Source organism: Coleofasciculus chthonoplastes PCC 7420 (assembly GCF_000155555.1).
Lineage (GTDB): Bacteria > Cyanobacteriota > Cyanobacteriia > Cyanobacteriales > Coleofasciculaceae > Coleofasciculus > Coleofasciculus chthonoplastes_A.
This window is the reverse complement of the sequence record NZ_DS989843.1, coordinates 380322-405468: the sequence shown is the minus strand read 5'-3', so window position 1 is coordinate 405468 and position 25147 is coordinate 380322. Positions and strand designations below refer to the sequence as shown.

The 25147-nt window shown below is 46.1% G+C and carries 17 protein-coding genes; 7 read left to right on the top strand and 10 right to left on the bottom strand.

The features are described from left to right. Nucleotides 1–10: 10 nt before the first annotated feature. Nucleotides 11–385, bottom strand: a complete 375-nt coding sequence (locus tag MC7420_RS05550; RefSeq protein ID WP_006098962.1) for an STAS domain-containing protein — start codon at nt 383–385, stop codon at nt 11–13. Nucleotides 386–990: 605 nt separating this feature from the next. Between MC7420_RS05550 and MC7420_RS05545 the strand changes: the two genes are divergently transcribed. Then, on the top strand, nt 991–1185 hold the full coding sequence (locus tag MC7420_RS05545) for a hypothetical protein (RefSeq protein WP_006098826.1): 195 nt from the start codon (nt 991–993) through the stop codon (nt 1183–1185). Nucleotides 1186–1255: 70 nt separating this feature from the next. Here MC7420_RS05545 and MC7420_RS05540 read toward each other — a convergent pair whose 3' ends face one another. The 4 genes from MC7420_RS05540 to MC7420_RS05525 form a co-directional block, all read right to left on the bottom strand. Beyond that, entirely contained in the window at nt 1256–1651 is a 396-nt protein-coding gene (locus MC7420_RS05540) for a hypothetical protein (protein ID WP_044205201.1), read from the bottom strand. 145 nt (nt 1652–1796) lie between these two features. Continuing rightward, nucleotides 1797–2000 carry a hypothetical protein gene (locus tag MC7420_RS05535; protein ID WP_006098999.1) on the bottom strand — a complete coding sequence of 68 codons (204 nt, stop codon included), beginning with the start codon at nt 1998–2000 and terminating at the stop codon, nt 1797–1799. A 284-nt stretch (nt 2001–2284) separates the two neighbouring features. Next, nucleotides 2285–2851: a single-stranded DNA-binding protein gene (locus MC7420_RS05530; protein ID WP_006098844.1), complete on the bottom strand. Its 567-nt coding sequence runs from the start codon at nt 2849–2851 to the stop codon at nt 2285–2287. 319 nt (nt 2852–3170) lie between these two features. Beyond that, on the bottom strand, nt 3171–5711 hold the full coding sequence (locus MC7420_RS05525) for a mannose-1-phosphate guanyltransferase (RefSeq protein ID WP_006098803.1): 2541 nt from the start codon (nt 5709–5711) through the stop codon (nt 3171–3173). 392 nt (nt 5712–6103) lie between these two features. Here MC7420_RS05525 and MC7420_RS05520 point away from each other — a divergent pair, with 392 nt between their 5' ends. Beyond that, the gene (locus MC7420_RS05520) at nt 6104–6298 is read left to right on the top strand and encodes a hypothetical protein (RefSeq protein WP_006098881.1); all 195 of its coding nucleotides are present in this window, start codon (nt 6104–6106) and stop codon (nt 6296–6298) included. Between the two features lie 3 nt (nt 6299–6301). Continuing rightward, nucleotides 6302–7201, top strand: coding sequence for a precorrin-6A/cobalt-precorrin-6A reductase (locus MC7420_RS05515; RefSeq protein WP_006099118.1), 900 nt, complete (start codon nt 6302–6304; stop codon nt 7199–7201). A 193-nt stretch (nt 7202–7394) separates the two neighbouring features. Here MC7420_RS05515 and MC7420_RS05510 read toward each other — a convergent pair whose 3' ends face one another. Then, nucleotides 7395–7898 carry a 2TM domain-containing protein gene (locus MC7420_RS05510; protein ID WP_006099016.1) on the bottom strand — a complete coding sequence of 168 codons (504 nt, stop codon included), beginning with the start codon at nt 7896–7898 and terminating at the stop codon, nt 7395–7397. 268 nt (nt 7899–8166) lie between these two features. On the opposite strand from MC7420_RS05510, the gene MC7420_RS05505 reads away from it, so the two are divergent. Beyond that, nucleotides 8167–9288 carry a site-2 protease family protein gene (locus MC7420_RS05505; protein WP_006099005.1) on the top strand — a complete coding sequence of 374 codons (1122 nt, stop codon included), beginning with the start codon at nt 8167–8169 and terminating at the stop codon, nt 9286–9288. 117 nt (nt 9289–9405) lie between these two features. Continuing rightward, nucleotides 9406–10401, top strand: coding sequence for a pentapeptide repeat-containing protein (locus MC7420_RS05500; RefSeq protein WP_006098923.1), 996 nt, complete (start codon nt 9406–9408; stop codon nt 10399–10401). 247 nt (nt 10402–10648) lie between these two features. Here MC7420_RS05500 and MC7420_RS05495 read toward each other — a convergent pair whose 3' ends face one another. Continuing rightward, entirely contained in the window at nt 10649–17506 is a 6858-nt protein-coding gene (locus MC7420_RS05495) for a two-partner secretion domain-containing protein (protein ID WP_006099132.1), read from the bottom strand. Between the two features lie 191 nt (nt 17507–17697). Between MC7420_RS05495 and MC7420_RS34905 the strand changes: the two genes are divergently transcribed. Next, the gene (locus MC7420_RS34905) at nt 17698–18945 is read left to right on the top strand and encodes a trypsin-like serine protease (protein WP_052307430.1); all 1248 of its coding nucleotides are present in this window, start codon (nt 17698–17700) and stop codon (nt 18943–18945) included. 281 nt (nt 18946–19226) lie between these two features. Here the strand turns inward: MC7420_RS34905 and MC7420_RS36570 are convergent, their stop codons facing one another. Both MC7420_RS36570 and MC7420_RS39220 read right to left on the bottom strand, forming a co-directional pair. Continuing rightward, nucleotides 19227–19430: a hypothetical protein gene (locus tag MC7420_RS36570; protein ID WP_006099126.1), complete on the bottom strand. Its 204-nt coding sequence runs from the start codon at nt 19428–19430 to the stop codon at nt 19227–19229. A 224-nt stretch (nt 19431–19654) separates the two neighbouring features. After that, entirely contained in the window at nt 19655–19810 is a 156-nt protein-coding gene (locus tag MC7420_RS39220) for a hypothetical protein (RefSeq protein WP_006098959.1), read from the bottom strand. Nucleotides 19811–19878: 68 nt separating this feature from the next. Here MC7420_RS39220 and MC7420_RS05485 point away from each other — a divergent pair, with 68 nt between their 5' ends. Further along, nucleotides 19879–22461, top strand: a complete 2583-nt coding sequence (locus MC7420_RS05485; protein ID WP_006099084.1) for a glycogen/starch/alpha-glucan phosphorylase — start codon at nt 19879–19881, stop codon at nt 22459–22461. Between the two features lie 86 nt (nt 22462–22547). Here the strand turns inward: MC7420_RS05485 and MC7420_RS05480 are convergent, their stop codons facing one another. Continuing rightward, entirely contained in the window at nt 22548–24992 is a 2445-nt protein-coding gene (locus tag MC7420_RS05480; protein WP_006099002.1) for an ATP-binding cassette domain-containing protein, read from the bottom strand. Nucleotides 24993–25147: the final 155 nt, after the last annotated feature.

The window sequence follows — 25147 nt, the reverse complement described above, 5'->3', positions numbered from 1 at the left end:
TGCCAAAGGATTAAGCATACGCCATTGTCCGTCTTGGGCTGTCTTCTTGAGCTGCCAAGGTTGCCAAGAACGCATCATAGCTTTCAAAGATTTCCATAGCTTGATCCAGTTGAGTTAGCTCAAAAATCATCCGAACCGAATCCCCCACACTGCAAAGGCTAAAGCGCTGGTTTCGCTGTTGCGCTAAACGCAATGCTGATACCAATACACCCAAGCCAGCACTGTCAAGGGTTTCTACCTGCTGCATATCCACCAGCACCGTCGAATAGCGTTCCGACAAAATAGCTGATTTCAGTTGCCGATCCAATTCAACCGCATTAGAGGCATTAACCTGACCCGTTGGTCTAACGATTGATAATTTGGAGTTTAAAGTTGCGATTGCCATAGCTCACTCCTCAGAGTTGTATAGGTTAAGACATTGGATTAGAGAATCCACCTAAAGATAGCGCGTCAATTCTCCAATCTGCTACAAGTGTTCATTAACAACGGGTTAAGGTTTCCTTCGTCGGGGATTTTCCTTCTTTCGGTTTTTAGTGTTCCGTAAAAAAAGATTAAGTTTTGTCGCCTAATATACTGAATAATGAACACTTAGCCCAAAGTCATATCCCACAATTCCTGCTGCACGAAATGTTGATCCTTAATACCAGTTGCTTTATATCTATAATTAATAGCCTATCTGTGGCATCTTCCTTCAGGTAGAGAATAAAATGAATCATGTTTTAGCATTTATTTTACCTTCTTAACAATTTTTCGTATAATCAAATACGCTAATCGATTACCCAAGAAGGACTGATCTGCTATAAACTGTTATAATTGCTCCTTTTTCAGCGGCTTAAGCAAACTGTTGGCTTAGTTATCGAATCAATTCATTATACGACTTCTTGCCAAATAACAGTGATATAGATCACCAAAAAAAAAGATTAGAATCACGCTCTCGCCTAGCAATTCCTCAGAGAATTGATCTAGTATGGAATTCTGTGTAATAAGAGAGTGAAAACCACCTACGTTATCCGCCATTTAGTCGAAAGAGCGCTTTATATCAGGCAACTAACTCCTGATATAGAGAATGAAATTAACTACGAATTAACTCGCCTAGGATATATTTCCGATGCTGATTACGAAGCCCTTGAATTATTAATGGCTGAGATGGATGCGGGCAGAATCCGCTTAGTTCCTAGTGTTTAGAGCGTTACGTTAATTATCACCAGCTAGACGGGAAATTTTTGTAAGTGCCAAAAGCCAGTTTTAGATTACCCTATAGAGTTGATTTCATGGATGACTCAAACTCCTGAGGATAGGTTTGCCAAACTTCAGCAATGAAATCAGCAAGTTGATGGCGAGTATCAGAATTATCTTTTGGGTGGCAATGTAAGTCTTCCAGTTGTGCTAATAGAGGAATGACCTCCGTATCCCAAACCAGTCGTAAAAACTTTGTGGGCCAAAGTATGTCAGGTCCTTGACGCAAATCATACAATCTGAGAGATTGAGGCAGAACCGAGGTTATATCTTCATTCTCACTTGGGGTTACAGCTAGCATCAAAGGGCGCAACCAGCAAATCTGCCGCCATTCAACGACTTCAATCACTTCAGCGTATAAGTGGCGTGTTGCGTATTCTAAACAAACGATCTGGTGAGTGTGAATAATGCTCATTTTGTCACAATATTTTTCATAAAAACCACCCCTCGGTTGAATCTCAATCTGAGGGGATAACCTTAAGTATTTGCCGTAATCCAATACTAACAAGGATTACAGCATTTTAGAATTATTTTATTATAGGCACGTCCACAACCTTGGGCTAATTCAGCGTTATACTCTGATTAGCTGCACAATAGTCTCGACAATTAATCGCTTGTTCCGAATTGGCAACAGACGGATGAATGGTACATTTGAGACGATAATCGTTGGTAAAAAATTGACAGTGGCTACAAGGGATTTGATGCATACGCTTAGCATTTGCCACACCGTCTTTAATCGCCAACCCGACTGTTACTAGGCTCATGATTACTATTGTCCACGCTAGACAAAAGCACAAGGGTATGAGTAAAGGCTGAATCGCCTGAATGAGGGGGTAGAGAACTTGAAACACAATTCTATCCTATCTGACAAATTAACCAACACTATTATTAAAACTAATCATTCAGATTAGTTTTGGAAATTATAGCAAATTTTGCCAGATTCGATCATCAGTACCGCAACATTGGCAGTTAAATATCTTACCAAGTTGCGGCTTATTGCAGTCGATCAGTAGGGGGGTGAAAGACGCTAAAGGTGTGCCAATTATCTTTAAAACGGAATATCATCTAAATCTTTCTGGGTATCAGGAACCGGGGGAACGTTTGGCACTGTAGTCGGTTCATAAGTCGGCGGCTCAATCGGCGATGAATAATCATAGTCCTGATCTCTGGGTGCAGATACAGGTGTCGGGGTTGGAGGGGCGGGACGCGATCGCATGGGAACCACATTCTCTGATTTCTTGGGTGATGATGGGATTGTTGTCGCCTGCATCGTTGGGGAAACGGTAGCCGTTTGTAGCCCCATGTCCGTATCTGCACCCAGTTTATGAACTCGATAAGTAGTTAATTCAGCCCGTTTTTCTTTAAATCCTTCGGGGCGCTCAATCGTATTCATACTCAGACGCCCTTCCAGGACTACAAGATCACCAACCCCATAGTTTTCCTTGATTTCTTGAGCCAAATTGCCCCAACCGACTACTTTAAGTGTTGAAGGTGGATCATCAGAACGCACACTGGGAAACTGCACCAGCATTTGGGCAATCGGGGTTTGATTATCTGAGGTGTAACGCAGTTCTGGATCTTGAACAATTTGTGCCATCAAGACGCAGCTATTCATCGTTAATATCTCCTGGCGCTTTGGGTAATTGGTCTAGTCACTGATTGACCATGACTGCTAGTTGAGTCGCGCTTATGTTTGGGACAATTGGTCGTTTAAAAAACCATATTCGCCCATTCTATCATCACTCTGATAGGAGCTATTGACTCCTTACCTAGGCAGACTTATGTTGACCAACGAAAAAGGAGTCCGTTGCTATAACTCAACGGCTTCCTTCTTTAATTTAGAACAAAAGTACTATATTGTCAGGAGGGAGTAGACAGAAAGTACGAAACCCGCCCTGACGGTAGAGACGTAGCAGGCTACGTCTCTACACCTCTTAGACAGTCGATTCAGCTTTGGGCAGTTCTAACCCTTGCTCTTGTTCGATGAACTCTTGCACATACGTGCGATATTTTCTCAGATTTTCATCAACCCAATTCCGGTCATCGCTGTTGGCAAAGACATGGACTAGCGGTTCTCCAGCATCGGGCAAAATCAACACCCAACTGTCTGTGTGCCGATCCACTATCTTGACCCCATCGATGAGTTCTAAATCCTCATTGGCGTGGGTTTCGACTAAGTGGCGCATTAATGCGCCTTTCACCGTCCAAGGACAACGCATAGTATAGGTTTTATGGCACACCCGAGGCAATTCGCTCTTGATCTGACCTAAGGATCGCTCTTGAATGGTTAGCATCTCAATTAACTTGGCGATGCAGAACATGGCATCAAATCCGGGATGGAGTTGCGGGAAAATAAAGCCCATTTCCTCAGAACCACCCAACACCACATTAGGATTAGTTTGAGAGGCTTCCATCAACGCCCCTGGATTCGCTTTAGTACGAATCACTCGACCATCATGACGACGAGCGATTTGTTCCACAGCACTGGAGGTATGTACCGGAACTACTACGCTACTGCGCGGATTAGCCGTCAGCATCACGCTAACCATCAGCGCGGTTAGGGTTTCCCCACGTACAGGCATTCCGGATTCATCCACCAAGATCAATTGTTCCCCATTCGCGGACACCTGCACGCCAAAATTGGCTTTTAAGGCTTCCACCACTTGACCGAGTTGGGTGAGCAATCCTTCTCGTTCATCGGCAGATAGGGACATTTGATTTAAGCTGGCATTTAGGACAACCGCATCACAGCCAAATTTCGCCAACAAGACGGGGAGAACTGCCCCAGAAACTGCATAAGCATAGTCAATCACTAATTTCGCGCCACTATTGCGAATCGCTTGCACATTTAAATGCCGCTCAAAGCCGACACTATAGAGATCGAGTAACTGGCTGGGGTAGTTGACATTGCCGATGTCTGGAATCGGGGATCGGCGCAAGTCCTCTTTAAAGTAAGCCCCTTCAATTTTCTTCTCCTTCGCCTTAGAGATATTGATGCCGTGGGAATCAAAAATTTCGAGCAGAATATAGTCGGGGCGATCGGGGTGTACCCGGACGTGAATCCCTCCGGTAACGGCTAGGGTGGGTACAACCAGACGAGCGATGGGGATGGCTGTGGCTTCTAAGTTCTGGACATGAACCCCCACCGACATCAAGCCCGCAATTAGCGATCGCGATACCATGCGGGAGATACTGCGTTGATCGCGAGAGACGGTGATTTGAGACCCCGGTTTCAAGGTTGATCCGTAAGCCGCGCCCAATTTGACCGCAAACTCTGGCGTAATATCGATATTCGCCAAGCCTTGAACGCCACGCTGACCAAAAAGATTCCGTTGCGCTGTACTCCCCCAAATCAGGTTCATGTTTAACCTGGCACCCGATTCAATTTTCTTGCTGGGCCAAACCCGCACACTGGGGCTAATTTGCGCTTCTTCTCCCACAGTTGACAGAGAACCGACAACCGCACCTTCTAAGACATGGGCGCGACGATCTACCCGGGTTCCTCGGGAAATGACACAAGCCCGCAGATGGACTTCATCACCAATAATTGAACCATTCCAGAGAATCGGACGCTTCAGGTCAGCGTAAGCCCCAACGGTGACATTATCCCCAATGACGGTTCCGGCTTCAATATTCACCCCTGGACCAATGCGACAATTACTGCCAATTAGGGCTGGGGTTTCGATTTTAGCCGTAGGATCAATCGAGGTATTTTGTCCCACCCATAGTCCTGATCTCTGTTCTTCGTAGGCAAAGTCAATCTCTACTTTTCTATCTAAGGCATCGTAATGGGATTCGCGGTAAGCATCCAGGTGTCCCACATCACACCAATATCCATCCGCGACAAAGCCATACATAGGTTCCCCTTTGTCTAAAAGTAGGGGAAACAGGTCTTTAGAAAAGTCAGATTCTGTGTTTTCGGGCAGGTAATCTAGGACAGAGGGTTCTAAGATGTAAGTGCCTGTATTTACCGTATCTGAGAAAATCTCACTGGTTGAGGGTTTTTCTAAAAAGCGGCGAATCCGCATTTGTTCATCGGTAATTACCACCCCAAATTCCACAGGATTGGGGACGCGGTAGAGAACAATGGTGGCTTTCGACTTACGACTTTTGTGGAATTCAATGGCGGCTTGCAAATCGAAGTCGGTGATGCTGTCACCACTGATCACAATGAAGGTATCATCGAGTAGTTCGGCAATATTTTTTACGCAACCGGCAGTACCGAGGGGCTGCTCTTCTTCGACCGCATACGTCATTTGCACGCCAAAGTCACTGCCATCTTGGAAATAATCCCGCATCACATCGGGGAGGTAGTAAAGTGTAGCAATGACTTCGGTAATGTTATGGCGTTTGAGTAGGTTGATAATGTGTTCGGCGATCGGTCGATTGAGTACCGGCACCATGGGTTTGGGCAGATCACAGGTTAGTGGTCTCAGACGTGTTCCCGAACCGCCTGCCATCAGCACTGCTCGCATAAGTCCTCCTAAAAATTTTTGGCTTCACGGTGTTGGAACCGTATAGTTTTCTACTTATTGTCTCGTTCAACCGTTCCTGATGAGAAAAGCTGAGCTAGCAAGGTCACGCTACAACTGACACATAGATGGATAAATAGACTGGAACTGAACCTATATGCTACTTTGACTTGTATCCGGGATCAATTCTACTTAGGACTGAAATAGTGCCGCCCAAAAGCGGAAAGCTAGATATCACAGTTGATTCAATGATTTGTATTCCTCCAAAGGGCACCTGAGACGTTTTGGGGGAGTTGGTCTAAAATGAGTGAATTAGCAGGCTCGCTTTGGCTGGGCTGAAGCTGGATAGTCGGTGTAAAACAGTCTTTGATTCGGTTTCTTGGGGGTTAATTTGGATGAAAGTATTAGTTTTGCTTCTGATGTTAGGGATTTATGGCTACGGCGCTTGGAAGTTCTGGACGGGGTTCAATCGGACAAACTTCTCTCGTAGCTTACCTAACCGGATTTATTTGTCTCTGTTGTGGCCCGCTTTGATTGTGGCTAATAAGTCTTATCGGAAAAACTTTAACAGAGCGCTGAAAGGTCGGTAGGTAATGCCTGCGAGTCAAAGGCGTCTGTGGCTGATTGGTGGAACCAGTGAGAGTGTACAGTTAGCCGAGGCGATCGCGTCTCTCAATTTACTTTGTCTGGTTACGGTGACAACAGCCGCCGCCAAGTCACTTTATCCTCAAACACCCAGCTTACAGATACAAGTGGGGCGCTTGAATGGGAAGCAGATTGAGCAGCTTTGTCAACAGCAGCAGATTACAGCCATACTTGATGCATCTCATCCGTATGCAGTAGAAATTTCCCGAATTGCGATCGCGACTGCACAACGTTACCAAATTCCCTACCTGCGTTTTGAACGTCCTCTGGTTAAGGGAAACGAGGGAGATGGGGACAGGTGTAGAGACGCGCCATGGCGCGTCTCTACAGTCAAGGCGGGTTTTGAACAAAGGTTATCATCAACAGCGAAACCCAATTCCCTAAACCCGCCCCTACAGACGCAGAATGAACCCTCTGTAATTACCTTAGACAGCTTTGAAACGTTGGTGACTGGTGATTATTTGAACCAGCAACGGGTACTGTTAACCGTTGGTTATAAAGTTTTATCCTTATTTCAAGACTGGCAAGCGCGATCGACTTTATTTGCTCGGATTCTTCCCGCCGTTACGTCTCTAGAGGCGGCTATCGCAGCCGGATTTAGTCGCGATCGCATTATTGCACTACGCCCCCCTGTACCTTTTGAATTGGAAATGGCACTCTGGCGTCACTGGGATATTTCACGGGTAGTGACTAAGGCGTCTGGGGTAGCTGGGGGAGAGGCGACGAAGCGACAAGTAGCGGCGCAGTTGGGAATTCCATTAATTGTCATTGATCGTCCGGTGGTAACGTATCCACAGCAAACCAGTGATGTCGCTGTAGCGTTGGAGTTTTGCCAGAGATATTTATAGCAACCGCCATAGCTGTTAGGACACATCATTTATGTAGAGACGTTGCATGCAACGTCTCTACAATGGTGCCGAAAGTCCTAATCGATGTGTCTACTGCTATATGAGCCAAACATAGACCTGAATCCTTACAATTGGATATTACTATGTTCAGAAACAGAAATGACCGTGATGTTGACCTCAGTGGTGCCCCCTATCACCCTGTTGCCTTAATCCAATTGTTCAGCCGGGTAAAAATGGATTGAGTCAACTGATTAAACTGTTGCTGGCGATACCACTTTTGAAACGCTTTTTCATAAGCGTCTCCTTGAAGTTGATAAGTATTCCACGTCTTCAAACCCAATCCTGCTCCCCAAAACAAGAGAATATACAATGCCCAGGAAAGCTGACCCGCACTGAGCAGATTAATTACAACCAAAAAGCCATTAACGATAATATATTTGCCCAACCGCTGCTTAAGTTGGCTGCGCCGATACTGTTCAAACTCCTGGCGCTTGTGCTGCTGTTGTTGCTGAAGCCGCCATTCCTGTTCCGCTAGTTGGAGGTTCGCTGGCGAGATTCCCAATTCAGCCGCAATTTCCACAAGCTGCGTCCGGGAAAACTCACCGCCATTGGCTTGACGGACGATCGCGAGATTCAGGATTTGCTGGAGTTCTTCTTGGTGATAAGACTGGATAGTAGTGGATTCAGAAACAGACATGACCTAAATTAAGAGGATGAGTGGGCTGAAGATGAAAACAACAAATAGTGGCACAGTGAGGTTGTCCTTCCTCTATTATTATCAACGACACCTAGACAGACAGCACAGACCTGCTGATGTTCACAACCGAACCCCTAGGGTCGGATTTTACGAAAAATAATAGTGGAACGGAAGTTTTACATTTCGTTACGATAGATTCAGACCCCAAGGAGGACACTATAACAACTATAAAAACGTTTTCTTTGACAGTAGATTTGAGGTAATTCGTATGAACGGTAGTATTCGGGTTGGTAATTTATTGGGGATTCCCTTTTATGTAAATCCCTCCTGGTTTTTAGTTCTAGCTTTGGTCACCTTTGAGTTTGGCGGGTATCTCGGCGGGTTTGCCGGATTGACGGGTATTTTACCCTGGGTGCTGGGATTCGTGGGGGCGCTGTTGCTATTTGCTTCGGTTTTAGCCCATGAATTGGGGCATAGTTTAGTCGCCATTCGCCAGGGCATTGAGGTGAAATCGATTACCCTGTTTCTCTTTGGGGGTCTAGCCAGCTTGGAGAAGGAATCTCAAACGCCAGCCGACGCATTCTGGGTGGCGATCGCGGGTCCTTTAGTTAGTTTAGCCCTTTTTGCCCTATTTACGGGTATCGGCGTGAGCAGCGGCGTCTCTGGTCCCTTGGCAGCCATTCTCAGTTTACTGGCTTCGATCAATTTAGTTTTAGCCCTGTTCAACCTGATTCCTGGCTTACCGTTAGATGGTGGCAATATCCTCAAGTCCGTGGTTTGGAAAATCACCGGGAATCCCTATCGAGGTGTTGTTTTTGCCAGCCGGGTTGGTCAGGTTGTCGGATGGATGGGAATCAGCATCGGTATCCTTTCTGTCTTGGGACTGAGTAATTTTGGTAGTATCTGGACGCTATTAATTGGGGTATTCCTGCTGCAAAATGCGGGTATGTCGGCGCAATCAGCCACCCTGCAAGAAAAACTCCAGGATCTGAAAGCTGAAGATGCGGTAATTCCAGAGAGTCCAATTATCTCGGCTGATCTGTCGCTGCGGGACTTTGCCAACAACTACATTATCGGTAAAAAAGAATGGCGCAAGTTCTTGGTGACTGATGAACAAGGACAATTGATCGGTGCGATCGCGGTTGATGATCTCAAAACTATCCCCACCTCAAACTGGACAACGACTCCAGTCAGTGAACTGATCCAGCCTGTGGATTTGGATGCGATCGTCAAATCTGATCAGTCTCTGTTAGAAGTGATTACGCTGCTGGAACAAGGCAAATTTACTCAATTGCCTGTGGTGCGCGAAAATGGAGTCCTGGTTGGGCTGTTGGAAAAGGCATCAATTGTTAGTCTCCTAGAGAAGCGAACTCAAACCAATCCCGCTTAAACCTATTGGCGTCACTGAAATTAAAGACTTAAGCCTAATCCCTCGAATAAAGTTCGGGGGATTTATAATAGATGGGCATCCTATAAAAGATGTATTAGGAGGTTAAATAGTGATTCAGTGAAGACAAAACTTAAGCGATTAATCTTTTGGGTACGAAAATTTTCAGTTCATTTCGTCGCTTATTTCTGGAAGTTACCCACTTGGTCAGTTGTTGTCGGAGCGACTGTTCTGGTTATCGGCGTGATCCTGATTACGGATGAGAACTCTCAACTCTCTAAAATTCTGAACAATGTTGAAGCTATCAGTATTTTTGCGGCGGTTGTTTTATTTTTAAAAGAAACGCCGAATCGAAAGAAACAATTCTATTACCAAGCTTGGCGCACAATAGACGCTGCCCATGGACGACAAACTAGCTATGCCCGGGTTCAAGCCCTGCAAGATTTGAATGAAGATGGTGTGAGTTTGAGAGGACTCAATATTCCGGGAACAAATTTACAACGTATCAACTTACCGAAAGCGTTTCTCTATGAAGCTAACTTACAAGAAGTCAATTTAATTACCGCTGATCTGAGTAACAGTCACCTGGATAAAGCGAAACTTCATAAAGCGAAACTGAATGCTGCGAAACTCTCTGGTGCTTGCTTGATTGCCACCGATCTGAGTCATGCGGATCTGAGTGAAGTTAACCTGAAAGGTGCGGATCTGATTGATGCTAACCTGAGCAATGCTAATCTTATTGGTGCTAATTTAAAGGGGGCGGACTTGAGTCGGGCGGATTTAAGTCATGCTAACTTGAGTAGAACGGATCTGAGTCAAGCCGATTTGATGGATACTATCCTAAGTGACGCTGATCTGAGTGGGGCTAATCTGAGTTATGCTGACTTCAATAATGCGGATTTAAGTAATGCTGATTTGAGTGGGGCTAATCTGAGAAATACTGATTTTACCGATGCTAATTTAAGTGGTGCTAACTTAAGCGGGGCAGATTTGAGGGGGGCAGATTTGAGTGATGCTAATCTGAGTGATGTTAATCTGAGTGACGCTAATCTGAGTCAAGTTGATATCAGCCATGCTTATCTTGATGGCGTCAATCTCCAGCCCACTAAATTTTAAAAAAACGAAAATATAGCAATAGACACATCGATTAGGACGTTCGGCACCATTGTAGAGACGCGCCATGGCGCGTCTGGAACATAAATGATGTGTCCTAACAGCCATGGCGGTTGCTATATTTTGTATCATCGAGAGGCTAAAAGAAGGATTTAAACAGGGTGCATTTAAAGGAAATTTTAGCGGGGTGCTGGAAAGGGCAGTGTAGGAGTTTATTTAGTCATCATAAACTCGACCTTTATCACTACTGTTATTCAGGACTTTCACAGCCTGTGGCGTTTTGCCAATTCACCTGAGGTGTGACTGTGGGCGATTCCGCCACCAAAATTATCTGCCCATTTGCCAGTTTCACCCACCCTTGCGCTTCAATAATTTGCCGAGGTTGACTTGAATTGGGCGTGACAGATTCTGGTTGCGTTTGAGTTGGAGTCTCTTCATCTAAACTTACCCAATTACTGACCATTACGTCACTCTCCAGAACATCTAGGGGACTCGGTGGGATACCGCCGCGACCTGTGAAAATAAAGCTACTGGCTAATGCTGCACCTCCCGCATTACAGGAACGGTCAATCAGGCGTTCTGCATCAACAAAGTTATTTTCTAATTCGGTTAATCCCCGGTTCGGGTCAATATCGGGTCGATTTTCCACAAACACACCATCTAGTCCAAATTCAGAACTAACGGTAATGTCGTTTAAGGGAGTACGTTGGGGTCGAAATGCAATATCAAATAGTCCTTGAGTAGTAACGCTAACTTGCCCTCCGTTTCCTTGCACTGCATTGGCAATAATATCGCTCCCTTCTGTACCCGTTGGGGGTAAGGCGATAATGAATGTGGAGTCAATTGTCACGTTACCGCCGTTGGCGTCAGCGAGGGCGCTAGCAGAAATTAGGCTTTCGTTTTCTAGGAATAGCAGGTTTAAATCGTCCAGAGTAATATTGGCACCGCCTTGTGCGCCACTGATTCCGGTTTCAGCAAAGATTGTGCCTTGATTGAGGACGATGGAATCCGCCGCAATGGTTAGATTTCCGGCTTGTCCTTGGGGACTGCTGACGGTAACTTGCGCTCCCTCGTTTACCTGAAGTTCCTGAGTTGTAACAGTTAAGTCTCCAGCCGTACCGCCATTGGTGGCTTCCACAGACAAACCGCCTGCTCCTGTCAGTTGTACAGAGTCAGCCGCATTAACCGTCAATTTTCCAGCTGTACCTGTTTCAGTAGAAGCAGAAATAAAGCTGTTATTGACTTGCAAGGTGTCTAAACCTTGTAAGGTGATTCCTCCACCTTGACTGGATACGGTAGCCGCAGAGACCTGGGAGTTATCCTGAAGAGTTAACTGTGGTGTGGTAATCCTCATATCCCCAGCCTTACCAACACTCATTGAATTAGTCAACAAACGCGCCTGATTGTTCAGAGACACAGATTCAGAAGCATTGATAACTAAGCCACCTGCCGCTCCTGTGCCAAATGTAGAAGCGGCAACCGCGCCCCGATTCCGGATGATTAACTTTCCTGTATCGATTTGCAATAAATCTCCAGCATCTCCTGTGGAACCTGAAGCAGCGATTGTAGATAAGGCACTGTTGTTTCCTCTCAGACCTGTGCCAGTTACTTCCACAAACTCTGAGGCGTCTACAATCAGATTACCCCCCTTGCCCGCACCAAAAGTTCCTGTTGTTGACTGTCCTCCATCCCGGATGAGCAGTCGTCCTGTGTTAATCCTGAGGTCTCCAGAATCGCTGTTACCTAAAGAACCAGCACTCAGGTTACTGGGAATGCTACCATCGGTTGTAGTCCCCACGACTTCCACGAAGTCTAAGGTTTCTATGGTTAAGTCGCCACCTTTGCCGAGGCTAGACGTTAGAGTAGAGACTTGACCTCCATCTTGAATGATTAACTGGCTGGTATCAAGGTTTAAGTTTCCGGCATTTCCTGTCGCCTCTTCATTAGTTTGAGTCCACAAAAAGCTGGGTTGTCCATTGGCAGCTTCCCCAATGACCTGTACTAACTCAGAAGCATTTATGCTCAATTTTCCTCCATTACCACTGCCAAACGTAGAAGCTAATACTCCTGCCCCATCTCGAATGATTAACTGGCTTGTCTCAAGGTTTAAGTTTCCGGCATTTCCTGTCGCCTCTTCCCTAGTTCCAGTCGCCAAAACGCTGGGTCGTCCATTGGCTGCTTCCCCGATGACCTGTATCAACTCAGAAGCATTTATGCTCAATGTCCCTCCATCACCCCGACCCAAGGTAGAAGTTAATACTTGAGCCCCATCTCGGACAATCAATCGCTCTGTGTTAATCGTTAAGTCTCCCGCGTCTCCTCCCATGGCTAACTCAGTGTTAGTGACCAAGCCACTGCTACCCATCAAATCTACTGATTCGGAGGCAGTCACCGTTAAGGTTCCTCCATCACCACGACCAAGGGTACCAGCTGATACTTGAGACCCATCTCGGACAACTAATTGCTCTGTGTTAATCGTTAAATCCCCGGCGTTGCCCTCCGACTCTAACGTTGCTTGAGTGGATATGCCACTGGGAGCGCGATTATTGGGTGCGATACCAATGACTTCTACTAACTCGGAAGCCGTGACAACTATATCTCCTCCATCACCTTTACCTGCCGTCAACGTTGATACAGCTGCTCCTTCTCTAACCGTCAACCGACCCGTTGAAATGTTCACGTTGCCACCCGTTCCAGTTCCTGAAGCACTGGCAGACAAATTACTAAACGTTTGACCATCGGGTGAAATGCCGCTCAGTTCGATAAACTCAGAGGCAGTTACGGTTAAATTGCCGCCGTTCCCTGCCCCAAAGCTAGAAGCTGATACTTTAGCTCCATCCCGAATACTGAGTTGTCGAGTGGAGATTGTTAAATCTCCTGCATTTGCACGACTATAAGTTTCCGTAGATAGAGAACTAACAGCTTGACCATCGGGTGACATACCATTCACTTCCACAGATTCTCTGGCAGTGACATTCAGATTTCCAGCCTGTCCTTCACCCAAAGTTAATGTCGAAACTACTGCGCCGTCTTGAATTATTAACTTCTCTGTATCAATGGTTAAATCTCCAGCATCCCCACTACTTCCAGCTAAAGCACCCAAGCCAGCAAACAATCCTCTCGCTTCAACTAAATCGGCAGTAACGCTGAGATTTCCTCCCTCTCCAGCACTAAAAGTCGTTGTTGATAAATTTCCATCCTGAACCAGCAACCGTCCTGTCTCAAGCGTCAAGTTTCCAGCATTTCCACCTAACTCTTCAGTTTGAGTAATCAAGCTGCTGTAACGTATTCCATTAGCTGTGGTTACCGTGCCAATTACTTCTACTGAATCAGAAGCAGCAACAGTCAAGTTGCCACCCTTCCCTATACCTGCCACACTAGTTGATACCCGTGCTCCGTCCCTAACCGTTAACCGTCCTGTAGTAATCGACAAGTTTCCCGAATTTCCGGTAGTGCCTGATTCGGTTTGAGTCAGTAAGTTACTAAATAGCCCATTAGCTAAAGCGCCGATTAGTTCTATAGACTCCGACGCTGTTACTGTGATGTTGCCAGCGTTGCCTTGTCCTGCCGGGAATGAATTAAAAGCTCGATTAACTAGGGCTTGCACTCCAGCACCATCTGTGATGGAAAGCGAGTTAGCTTGAATGTTGATATCGCCACCGTTGCCAACTCCTCCCACTTCAACATTACTAGCGACTTTACTAGGAAATCCGGCATTCACTCCAGCTACAGTGAGATTATTCGATACATTAATATCTATGTTTCCCGCATCTCCAAGTCCCCAAGTGCTGGCAGTTAACTGAGCCCCATTGGTGACAGAAAACGAACCCGCTTCAATATCAATGTCTCCGCCTCTGCCTGTAGCTCTAACACCTAAACTGCTAGTAACTGTACTTGGCACAAAATTGACACCATCAAGGGTAAAAGCATCTCGAACATTAATATTTATATTGCCAGCATTGCCTTGTCCGGCAGGGACGGTACCAGCAGCTTTACTAACAAATGTTTGTACTCCAGCACCATCTGTGACGGAAAGCGAGTTAGCTTGAATGTTGATATCGCCACCGTTGCCAACTCCTCCCACTCCAACCTTGCTGGTGACTCGACTAGGCAATCCGGCATTCACGCCAGCTACAGTGAAGTTATTCGATACATCAATATCTATGTTTCCTGCATCTCCAAGTCCAAAGGTGTTAGCGCTTAATTGAGCGCCATTGGTAATAGAAAACGAACCCGCTTCAATATCAATATTTCCGGCTCTGCCTGTAGCTCCAAAATCTAAATCGCTAGTAACTGTACTTGGCGCAACATTGACACCATCAAGGGTAAAAGCATCTCGAACATTAATATTGATGTTGCCAGCATTTCCTTGTCCGGCAGGGGCGTTACCAGCAGCTTCACGAACGAGGGTTTGTACTTGAGCGCCATCTGTGATGGAAAGCGAGTTAGTTTGAATGTTGATATCGCCACCGTTGCCAACTCCTCCCACTCCAACATTACTGGTAAATCGACTAGTAAATCCGGCATTTACTCCAGCTACAGTGAGATGATTCGATACATTAATATCTATGTTTCCTGCATCTCCAAGTCCAAAGGTGCTAGCAGTTAACTGAGCACCATTGGTGACAGAAAACGAACCCGCTTCAATATCAATATTTCCGCCTTTGCCTGTAGCTCTAAAATCCAAACCGCTAATAACTGAACTTGGCACAAAATTGACACCATCAAGGGTAAAAGCATCTCGAACATTAATATTGATGTTGCCAGCATTTCCTTGTCCGGCAGGGACAGTACCAGCAGCTTGACGAACGAGGGTTTGTACTTGAGCGCCATCAAGAATAGACAGTGACCCAGCTACAACATTTATATTCCCCCCATTAGCATTTGCTCCGGATTCAACATTGCTCTGAATTCCGGTAAAGAATCCTCCTCCAACCATAGTTATGGCATCTGAGACATTAATATCTATGTTTCCCGCATCTCCAAGCCCCAAAGTGCTGGCAGTTAACTGAGCACCATTGGTGATAGATAACGAACCTGCTTCAATATCAATATTTCCGCCTCTGCCTGTAGCTCTAAAATCTAAATTGCTAGTAACTCTACTTGGCCAAATATTGATACCATCAAGGGTAAAAACATCCCGAACATTAATATTGATGTTGCCAGCATTGCCTTGTCCGGCAAGAACGTTACCAGCAGCTTGACGAACGAGGGTTTGTACTTGAGCGCCATCAAGAATAGACAGTGACCCAGCTACAATATTTATATTCCCCCCATTAGCATTTGCGCCGGATTCGACATTGCTCTGAATTCCGGTAGGGAATCCTCCTCCAACCATAGTTATTGCATCTGAGACATTAATCGTCACATTTCCGGCATCGGCTCTTCCAAAAGTGCTGGTATTGAGTTGAGCTCCATTAGTTAAGGAAAGCGACCGAGCTGTAAGGTTAATATTTCCTCCCTTCAATCCAGGTATTGTCCCAAAGTTGTTACTGACAATACCACTGCTATCAAAAGAGACATTTCCTTGACTTTGAAGGAAGACATCACCTGCCAATAAACCAGAATTATCGATACTCGAGTTAGGCATGAAAATGATGTCATTTTGGGCTATAAAGTTAACATCACCACCCTGACCCAGAGCATTAGCGAATCCAAAAGAAGAGGCAGAAACTAGACCATTGAGTATAATCGTGTTGCGAGCATCAACAAATATATCGCCACCGCCCTCAACACTACTATTTCCGATTGCCACACCCGTCAATACCCCTCCCTGTGTAGCTACAATTTGAATATCACCATTAAGTGAGGAATTGGGCTGGTATTGATTACTTAATAGAACCGTTCCTGACAGAGGTATAATCAGTCCGTTGGTAGGATCAGATGCAGGGTAAGCAAACAATATTGTGCCAACTCTAATATCTGCACTTGTTGGCTCACCTGTATTGAGAAATGGAGTTCCAAACGCTGTAGTTCCGGCTCGAATATCAAGAGTTGGCTGAATACGTCCATCAATACCTACTGTAGTCCCATCAGATAAGATAACCTCCTCAGCAATACCGTTCATAGGATCTGCACCTTGAATCCAGACATAGCGAGGAATGGTGACACTACCTCCAGCAAGGATGTGTAGAGATGCGCCTTCGTAAAAATTAAACGCTACATCTCCATTGGCGCGAATAATTGGATCATTGGGACTAGATAACCCTCCCAAACTTCCATCTAACTGCTCAATCGCAAAACTCCCCCCACTCCAATAGTGAGCATCACCTCCTACAGTGTTGGCACTTCGCAACACCATATTCCCACCGGAAAACAAGCCACTATCGGGATGATTCAAGGCAAAAATATCTACCGTTTGATTTCCTTGAACCAGCAACTGTTCTCCAGCCGTGGCAATAAATGGATGTGCTACAGTATCCCGTATTGTTACCGTATCTTTCGCCGTAAGCGTCAGATTTGCCCCAGCCTCTAATTGACCTTGTAAATCCAGATTATCTGCCCCTAGGGTCAAATCTTGCCCCACTTCTAACGTTCCAGCATTGGCAATTCGTCCGTTTGAATTTGACCCATACTGCAATCCCGGCGTTAGATTAATCGTTAATAACGGTGGTGCTTCAGGATTCGTGGCGCTAAACTCCACCCCATTTTCAAACACCACAGAATTCGCCGTAGACGCCACAAACGAACCCGCGATATCTAACCGCGCATTTTCTCCAAAAATAATCCCATTGGGATTCAACAAAAATAAACTCGCACCCCCATCTACCCCCAACGTTCCCAAAATATTCGAGACATCACTCCCCGTCACCCGACTGAAAATCGTTTCAATTCCCACCGGATTCGCGAAATAAACCCGCAATCCCTCGCCAACATTAAACTCTGAGAAACTGTGAAACAACGCCGCGCCGCGTGTCGCCCCGCCTTCAATTAAATCCGCCGGAAGTCCCTGAATATCCACATTGGGCGTAACCACGGAATTTTCAGTTCCCAGGCTAGTATCCGGTGTAATCTGAGCGACAGCAGCCGTATCCCAGAATGCAAAAACGCCGCTAATTCCAACAATTCCGGCGAATGTCCACCACCAATGTTTCCAGCTTTGATTCATCACCAATTTGAACCCAAACCATACTTTTCTAGTATATATCTCTCAGCAGTGGGAACTTATGCACGTTGGGGAAAATTTCATCCAGGTTATGAATAAACGTTACAACTCTGAAAAAAGTGCATAAGGGTCAATCTCTCAGAGACAGATGACAGTGAACCGTTGAATCGTGACTCCTTCATTCTCCTGTAACCATGACTTTCACCTTGTCTAACTTCAAGTCTATAACTCTTCTCTCTGCAGTAAGTTTACTCACTCCCGTAATTATCACCGAACCTGCTCAAGCCGCTAGTTTCAACACCAACTTAATTCAGACACAAGTCCAGCCCCTCTATACGACAACGGGCAATCCCGATGATTATCTTGTATCTCCCGGAACTGGCTATGATGGCGTCGCTCAACTTTCTCTAGGTGGTGTTTGGGGAAGTTCTTGTACAGGTGGGCTATTAGGAACGGGCGCTCATATTCTCACGGCGGCTCATTGTCTCACTGATGATTTTGGGAATTTAGATGTTTGGGATGGCACAGCCACGTTTGAGTTATCAACAGGTGATATCAATCTCTCCGTTGCTGATATCTTTGTTCATGATGACTGGACGGGAGATATTTATAATGGCTATGATATTGCCATTTTAGAGCTAACCGATATTGCCCCAGATACAGTCGATCGCTATGATATTTATCGAAATAACAACGAAGTGGGTAAAATTGGCAAAAAAGTAGGTTATGGTGGGTCTGGAAATGGTAACGTTGGTGATGTATTTTGGGATGGGTTAAAGCGTTCCGGTCAGAATCGTTATGACGCTTCCGGAGATTTGTTTAATCAACTATTATCCGATAACTTCAGTGACTCCTTATTAGCTTACGACTTTGATAACGGACTGGCAGCGAATGATGCATTTGGCTATTGGTTTGGCGATGATTATGCTGACTTAGGGTTAGGGCTAAATGAAGTAAGTGCAGCATCAGGGGATTCCGGAAGTCCCACATTCATCGATGGCGCGATCGCAGGAGTGACTTCCTTTATGTTACGAGTTTATTACCTTGATGGTATTTCCTCTGATATTGACGATGCCCTCAATTCTTCCTTCGGCGAGTTTTCCTTTGATACCCGTGCGTCATCTTACACGAATTGGATCGACGATATTCTAACCCGTTGGCAGCCTCCAACGCCTCCTGTTGTAGACAATCCAGTACCTACGCCTCCTGTTGTAAACGATCCAGGGGATGACATTGATGAAAACTTACCGAGTGATGATGATATTGCCGATGATCCAATCGACAATACTCCAGATGACGAGATTCCTGATAACCCAGATGATAGTATTGGTGACGATAGTCCAAGTGATCCAGTGTCCGTACCCGAACCTAGAAGTTTAGCTGGACTGATGGCATTCGCGACAGGATTATGGCTAACCAAAAAGAAAAAGGTGAGCCGTTGATTAGTCCGTTAAGAAACCTGGGTAGAGACGTTGCATGCAACGTCTGGGCGGGTTTAGTTACATCTGGGTACAACCGAAAAGATAGTAGTGAAACCCGCCCCTACAGAGATACCATATACTGTGAAAACTCAGAATAAGCTGTCATGCATTTAAATTGGGTATTAGTAGCGAGCAAGATGCAAAGCCTACGGCATGGCTTCGCTTAACGCACTACGGCAAGGATTGCGCCATTATTGATATTAAGGTTTAAATGCCGAACAGCTTATAAGGCATAAGATAGGCTAAGATTGAACGGTTTCTAGGGGACGCGATCGCAAAATCTGACTGTTTGGCATAAGCTGTAGAGTATCGACACGAATAGGTGACTGGCTTGGCTTCAGGGGAATCATCTCCTGATGGCAAACTGTGCAAAACCAATAAATACCTTGCCGTCTTACGTGGCGTAAGAGGGGATGACCACAACAAAGACAAGTTTTGACTCCCATAATTGCCTATCTCCTGATTTCATAATAGAAGTTGGGTAGGCAGCGGCGCTAGTAAAAGTCTCTAAAGGGTGATCCTTCATCTATCCCAAGACAGAAAACGGGGAGAACAGTAATTCAGTAATGCTCTAGGGCAGAAGGGGTAGAAGAAGGCGTAGAAGGAAAAAAGACCCCAGCCAAAAAGGGGGTTAGATCCTTTTTCGTCAGGAGAGTTTATAGCAAGGCGTTTAGGCGAGCGATCGCACCTGAAGTGGAAAAGACTGCATCAACGACTTCGCGCCAAGGCATAACAGATTTTTACACAGACGTTCCGGATCGCGGTCTGGTGCGGTTAAGCTGACGGATAGAGCGAAAGCAAACCCCAACGTCTGATACCTTGGCATCGCCAATTTTAGAGACTAGAGTAGCAGGGGGAACGATATTAAATCGTGTCATCAGTAACAACCAGTCTATGAATAACCAAGTTTTTGAACCCAATAGCGATCAACCCATCCAGTCGAATGTCTGCCTCCCGGAAATTAAAGTAGAAGACGATCGCACCGGGATGACGGTGGAGACGCTAAAACGTGCCTTTGCCGATAACTTGTACTATATCCAGGGCAAGAACGAGTTCTTAGCCACCCCCTACGATTACTACATGGCTCTGGCTTATACGGTACGCGATCGCTTGCTGCATCGGTGGATTAATACCGCGACAACCTACCTGCAAAAAGAGGTCAAGACTGTTTATTATCTCTCGGCAGAGTTTTTAATGGGTCGTCAGTTAAGCAATAACTTGCTCAACTTGAATATGTACGACCGAGTTTGTCAAGCCCTAGAAGAATCCGGATTAAAGCTGGATGACTTAATTGCACTCGAACCTGAACCCGGACTGGGAAATGGCGGGTTAGGACGTTTAGCTGCCTGTTTTTTGGATTCCCTCGCCACCTTAGAAATTCCCGCCGTTGGCTATGGAATTCGCTATGAATTTGGCATCTTCGATCAGCGTATTGAAGAAGGCGCTCAAGTCGAACATCCGGATAAATGGCTGCGTTTCGGCAACCCCTGGGAAATCCGCCGTCCCGAGTTAACCGTTACGGTCAAGTTGGGCGGACATACCGAAGGGTATCATGATGAGAAGGGTCAGTATCGAGTGCGTTGGATTCCCGATCGCAAAGTCTTAGGAACCCCCTACGATACACCCGTACCGGGATACCATAACAACACCGTCAATAGTCTACGTCTGTGGCGAGCCGGAGCCTCCGAAGAGTTCAACTTCCAAGTATTTGACAGTGGAGACTATTCGGGCGCGGTGACAGACAAAATTTTCTCTGAAAATATTTCCAAAGTCCTGTATCCTAACGATAATACCTCTCAAGGTCAACAACTACGCCTAGAACAGCAGTATTTCTTCGTCAGCTGTTCACTCCAAGACATCATCAACACCTACCGCCGCACACACCGGAACTTTGACCAGTTCCACGAAAAAGTCGCTATCCAACTCAATGACACCCATCCCTCAATTGGGATTGCTGAATTAATGCGGCTGTTGATCGATAAATATAAATTGGGATGGAACCGAGCCTGGTACATCACCAAGCACACCTTCGGCTATACCAACCATACCCTGCTATCCGAAGCCCTAGAGCGTTGGCACGTCCGCTTATTCGAGCGTTTACTACCGCGACATCTGGAAATTATCTACGAAATTAACCACCGCTTCCTGGAACAGGTCAAAGTGAAATATCCTGGAGATGGGGAGCGGTTGCAACGCATGTCCCTGATTGAGGAAGGTGGGGAAAAATTCGTCCGCATGGCACACCTCGCTTGTGTCGGTAGCCATAGCATTAACGGTGTAGCCGCACTCCATACAGAATTACTCAAGGAACGAGTGCTACACGACTTCTATGAAATGTTCCCAGAACGATTCAATAACAAAACCAATGGCATTACCCCGCGTCGCTGGCTATTGCTGAGTAATCCCCAACTTTCCAACTTGATTACGGAAAAAATTGGTGATAGTTGGGTGACTCACCTGCAAGACTTGCAAAAACTGGAAGCCTTTGCCGATGATCCAGAATTTCGCCAACGGTTTGCCACGATTAAGCAGCAGCATAAGCAAGAGTTGGTGGACTATATTCTACTGTTTAATGACGTAGAAGTCGATCCCAATTCCTTGTTTGATGTCCAGGTGAAGCGATTACATGAATACAAGCGTCAGTTACTCGATGTTTTGTATATCATTACCCTCTATAACCGGATCAAGCGCAATCCAGGCATCGAAATTCTGCCCCGAACCTTCATTTTTGCAGGCAAGGCAGCTCCGGGCTATTATATGGCGAAGTTGGTGATCCGGTTGATTAATGCAGTCGCTAAAGTGGTCAACAACGACCCCGATGTGGCTGGTCGGATTAAAGTGGTGTTTATGGAAGGATTTTCTGTCTCCTTGGGTCAGAAGATTTACCCGGCGGCTAATCTTTCCGAGCAAATTTCCATGGCAGGTAAGGAAGCTTCCGGCACAGGCAATATGAAGTTTGCCTTGAATGGAGCGCTAACGATTGGCACTCTGGATGGAGCAAATATTGAGATTCGGGAAGCTGTGGGGGCTGATAACTTCTTCTTGTTTGGTTTAACCGCACAAGAGGTTTATGACTTGAAATCCCGGGGCTACAATCCTATGGATTACTACCATAGTAATGCTCAATTAAAAGAAGTGATTGATCGCATTGCTTCGGGTGAATTCTGTCCTGAACATCCGGACTTGTTTAAGCCAATTGTGGATTCACTCCTCTACAAAGATGAGTACCTGTTGTTTGCCGACTATCAATCGTACATCGATTGCCAAGATCGCGTCAGTCATGCCTATCGCGACCAAGAGAATTGGATTCGCATGTCCATTTTGAATACAGCTCGCACTGGGAAGTTTTCCTCAGACCGCACAATCCGAGAGTATTGTCAAGATATCTGGCAGGTTGAACCGATCACGATTGACATTGAGGAATATGTGCAAGAAGAAGCCGGGTTGAAGGTGACGAAGCCACCCCTTCATATTTAATTGAAGGCAAGGTGTAATTCATTGAGGTGCATCACATTAATGATCAACGTAGGGGTTTGGTCTCCAAACCCCTCTCAGGGAGAGTATCAAAGAATATCCTTACGCTTCTGTAACCAAAGCGCGATCGCGAGATAAACAACGGTATGTACACAAAGGATACCCCAGTTAAGTCTCAGGTTGTCCCAGGTTGGATCATAGACAGGTGTGGGTTCAAAGGGAAGGGGAGGCGGTTCAATTCCAGGTAGAGGTGTTTGTTCCGGTATCATGGCATTTACATCCACTAAAGCACCATAGGCACCCACTGACCAACGACTGATGGTTAACCAGGAGAGTTTACGGGCAAAACCAGTCAGTTCAAAGAGAACGCCAGAAAAGATAATTTGGGGTAGAAAGAGTAAGGATAAGCTATTATTTGCCTCGGTTTCATTGGTAACGAAGGCGGACACCAAGAGTCCTAAACTCAAGGTAGCCATTAGCGTTAAAAATGTAGTTAAGGATAAACCAATTGACCAGGGGATTATTTCCGGATTAGGCGATTGAAACCCCACTAAGATAACCATGACAATCAAAAGAGTTTGCAGAATCGCTAAACCCGAACGGATCAGAAATTTTGACCCCAGATAGGGAAAAATGCCTAAATTAACTAATCGTTCTCTAGCATAAATACTGGATTCTTTGACAATTTCTTGGACTGAACTTAAGAGTCCGACTAAAATGGCTGCACAGGTAAAGATAAATAGGACTCGTAAGGCGAGAGGCGCTTGGGTTATCTCTAGGGTGTCAAGTTCAGCTAAAGGGGTTTTACCCTGTAACGTCAGGACAATTAAGCCAATACCAATCGGGGCGGTGAGTAAGGAGAGGGCGAGACTGAGGCGATCGCGAAGAATTAGTTTTAGGTAGCGTTGACTCAGTAGCCAGAGTTGGTTTAGGGGAGAACTCCCGCTTCCTGAACTGGGTGGGGGTTGGGATGGCGTGACTTTTCCTGGACTTAGGGAGGCTTGAATGTAGCTTTGATAGGCGGCGGAATGATGCAAAAATTTCTCTGTCCAATGCTTGACAGTTTGCTCATTTTCTGATTTAGTTTTGCCGTGGTCGAGTTTGATGTAGATATCGGCAAAGTATTTTAAGTCACCAGAGGGCATTTCAAAGAAGTCCATCGCCTCTTGCGGGGGACCAAAGTAGCACAGATGTCCACCGCGACCCAGAAACGCGATGCGATCGCAGACTTCAATATTGGCGGTTGCATGGGTGACGAGGAGGATGGTGCGCCCCTGATGGGCGAGTTCCCGTAAGAGTTGCATCATCTCTTTGTCCAATCCGGGGTCAAGTCCAGATGTGGGTTCATCCAGGAAAAAGAGTTTCGGATCAGCCAAGAGTTCCACGGCGATACTCACCCGTTTGCGTTGTCCCCCACTCAAATCCCGGACAAAACTGTTGCGGACAAACTCTAGCTTAACTTGGTCAAGAGTGCGATTCACGATCGCGTTGACATGGGTATCCGGGGGTAATCGTAACCGACAGGAGTAGGTGAGGACTTCAGCGACGGTTAAATCCGGATGAACGATATCATCTTGGGGGACATAGCCAATTTGAGACCGATAGAGGTTAAAATTCTGTCGCAGATTATCGCCATTGAGAAAGACGCCACCTTCCTGGGTGGGTTCAATGCCTAAGAGGGTTTTTAATAGGGTGGATTTCCCCGTACCACTTCCGCCGACCAAGGCGACAAATTGTCCAGGTTCAATGGGGAGAGAGACGTGACTGAGGATGGTTTTGGTTTGCCCCTGTTTATCTTTAACCTGACGGACTAAGCGATGGGCGTCGAGGCGGATATAATTGCCTCGATCCACTAATTCCAGGGTGTCTTGGCGTAGTAGTAGGCTAAAGGGTCCGATGCGGATGGTATCGCCATCCTGGAGGGGAACGCTAGTATTGATCAGTTTTTCGTTCAGGAAGGTGCCATTGGTGCTACGGTCTTCTAAGACATAGCCACCTTGGGGGGATGGAGTGATAACGGCGTGTAGACGAGAAACCGTGGGGGCGTCGAGTTGGATGGCGGCGTAGCGTCCAGGAGTCGGTTCGCGTCCCAATTCTACGGGCCACTCGCGTAATCCTTGAAGAGATAGGCGCTGTTTACTGGGTTGGACGGTGAGTTGGCTGCGATTGGGATTGGTATAGGTGAGGAGGATATAGTTGCGGGGATCTTGACCAATTTCCAGTTGTACACCGCTTTGGAGGAGATAGCCTTGGCTGGTATTGATTCGGGTTTTGTTGATAAAAATACCATTGGTACTGGGACGTTGACCATCGCCATCGAAAATACGATAGTCTTCACCCTCTTTGCGTAAGATGGCGTGGCGGTTAGAGATAACGCCCCAACTTGGAGGGATGGGGAGGTTAGAGAAAGTGCGATCGCGTCCTAGGGTATGGGTGTCTTGGTTCAGGTAAAAGCGCTGGATTTGACCTTGATTGTTGAGTTCAAGGTAGGGGTGAGTGCCGACAACAGTGGTGTGACCAGATGTTTTGGTCATGTTGATAGCCTGAAACACTCTAATACTGTAAGCTAAATGTAACAGAATGGGGAAGAATTGTTTTGTGTTAAAAATACTCGCGATTTAAGGGGTGATCCATCCTGGAATCATTACTATCGATTCGTTCACCACTGGCGTAGCACACCCAAGGTCAA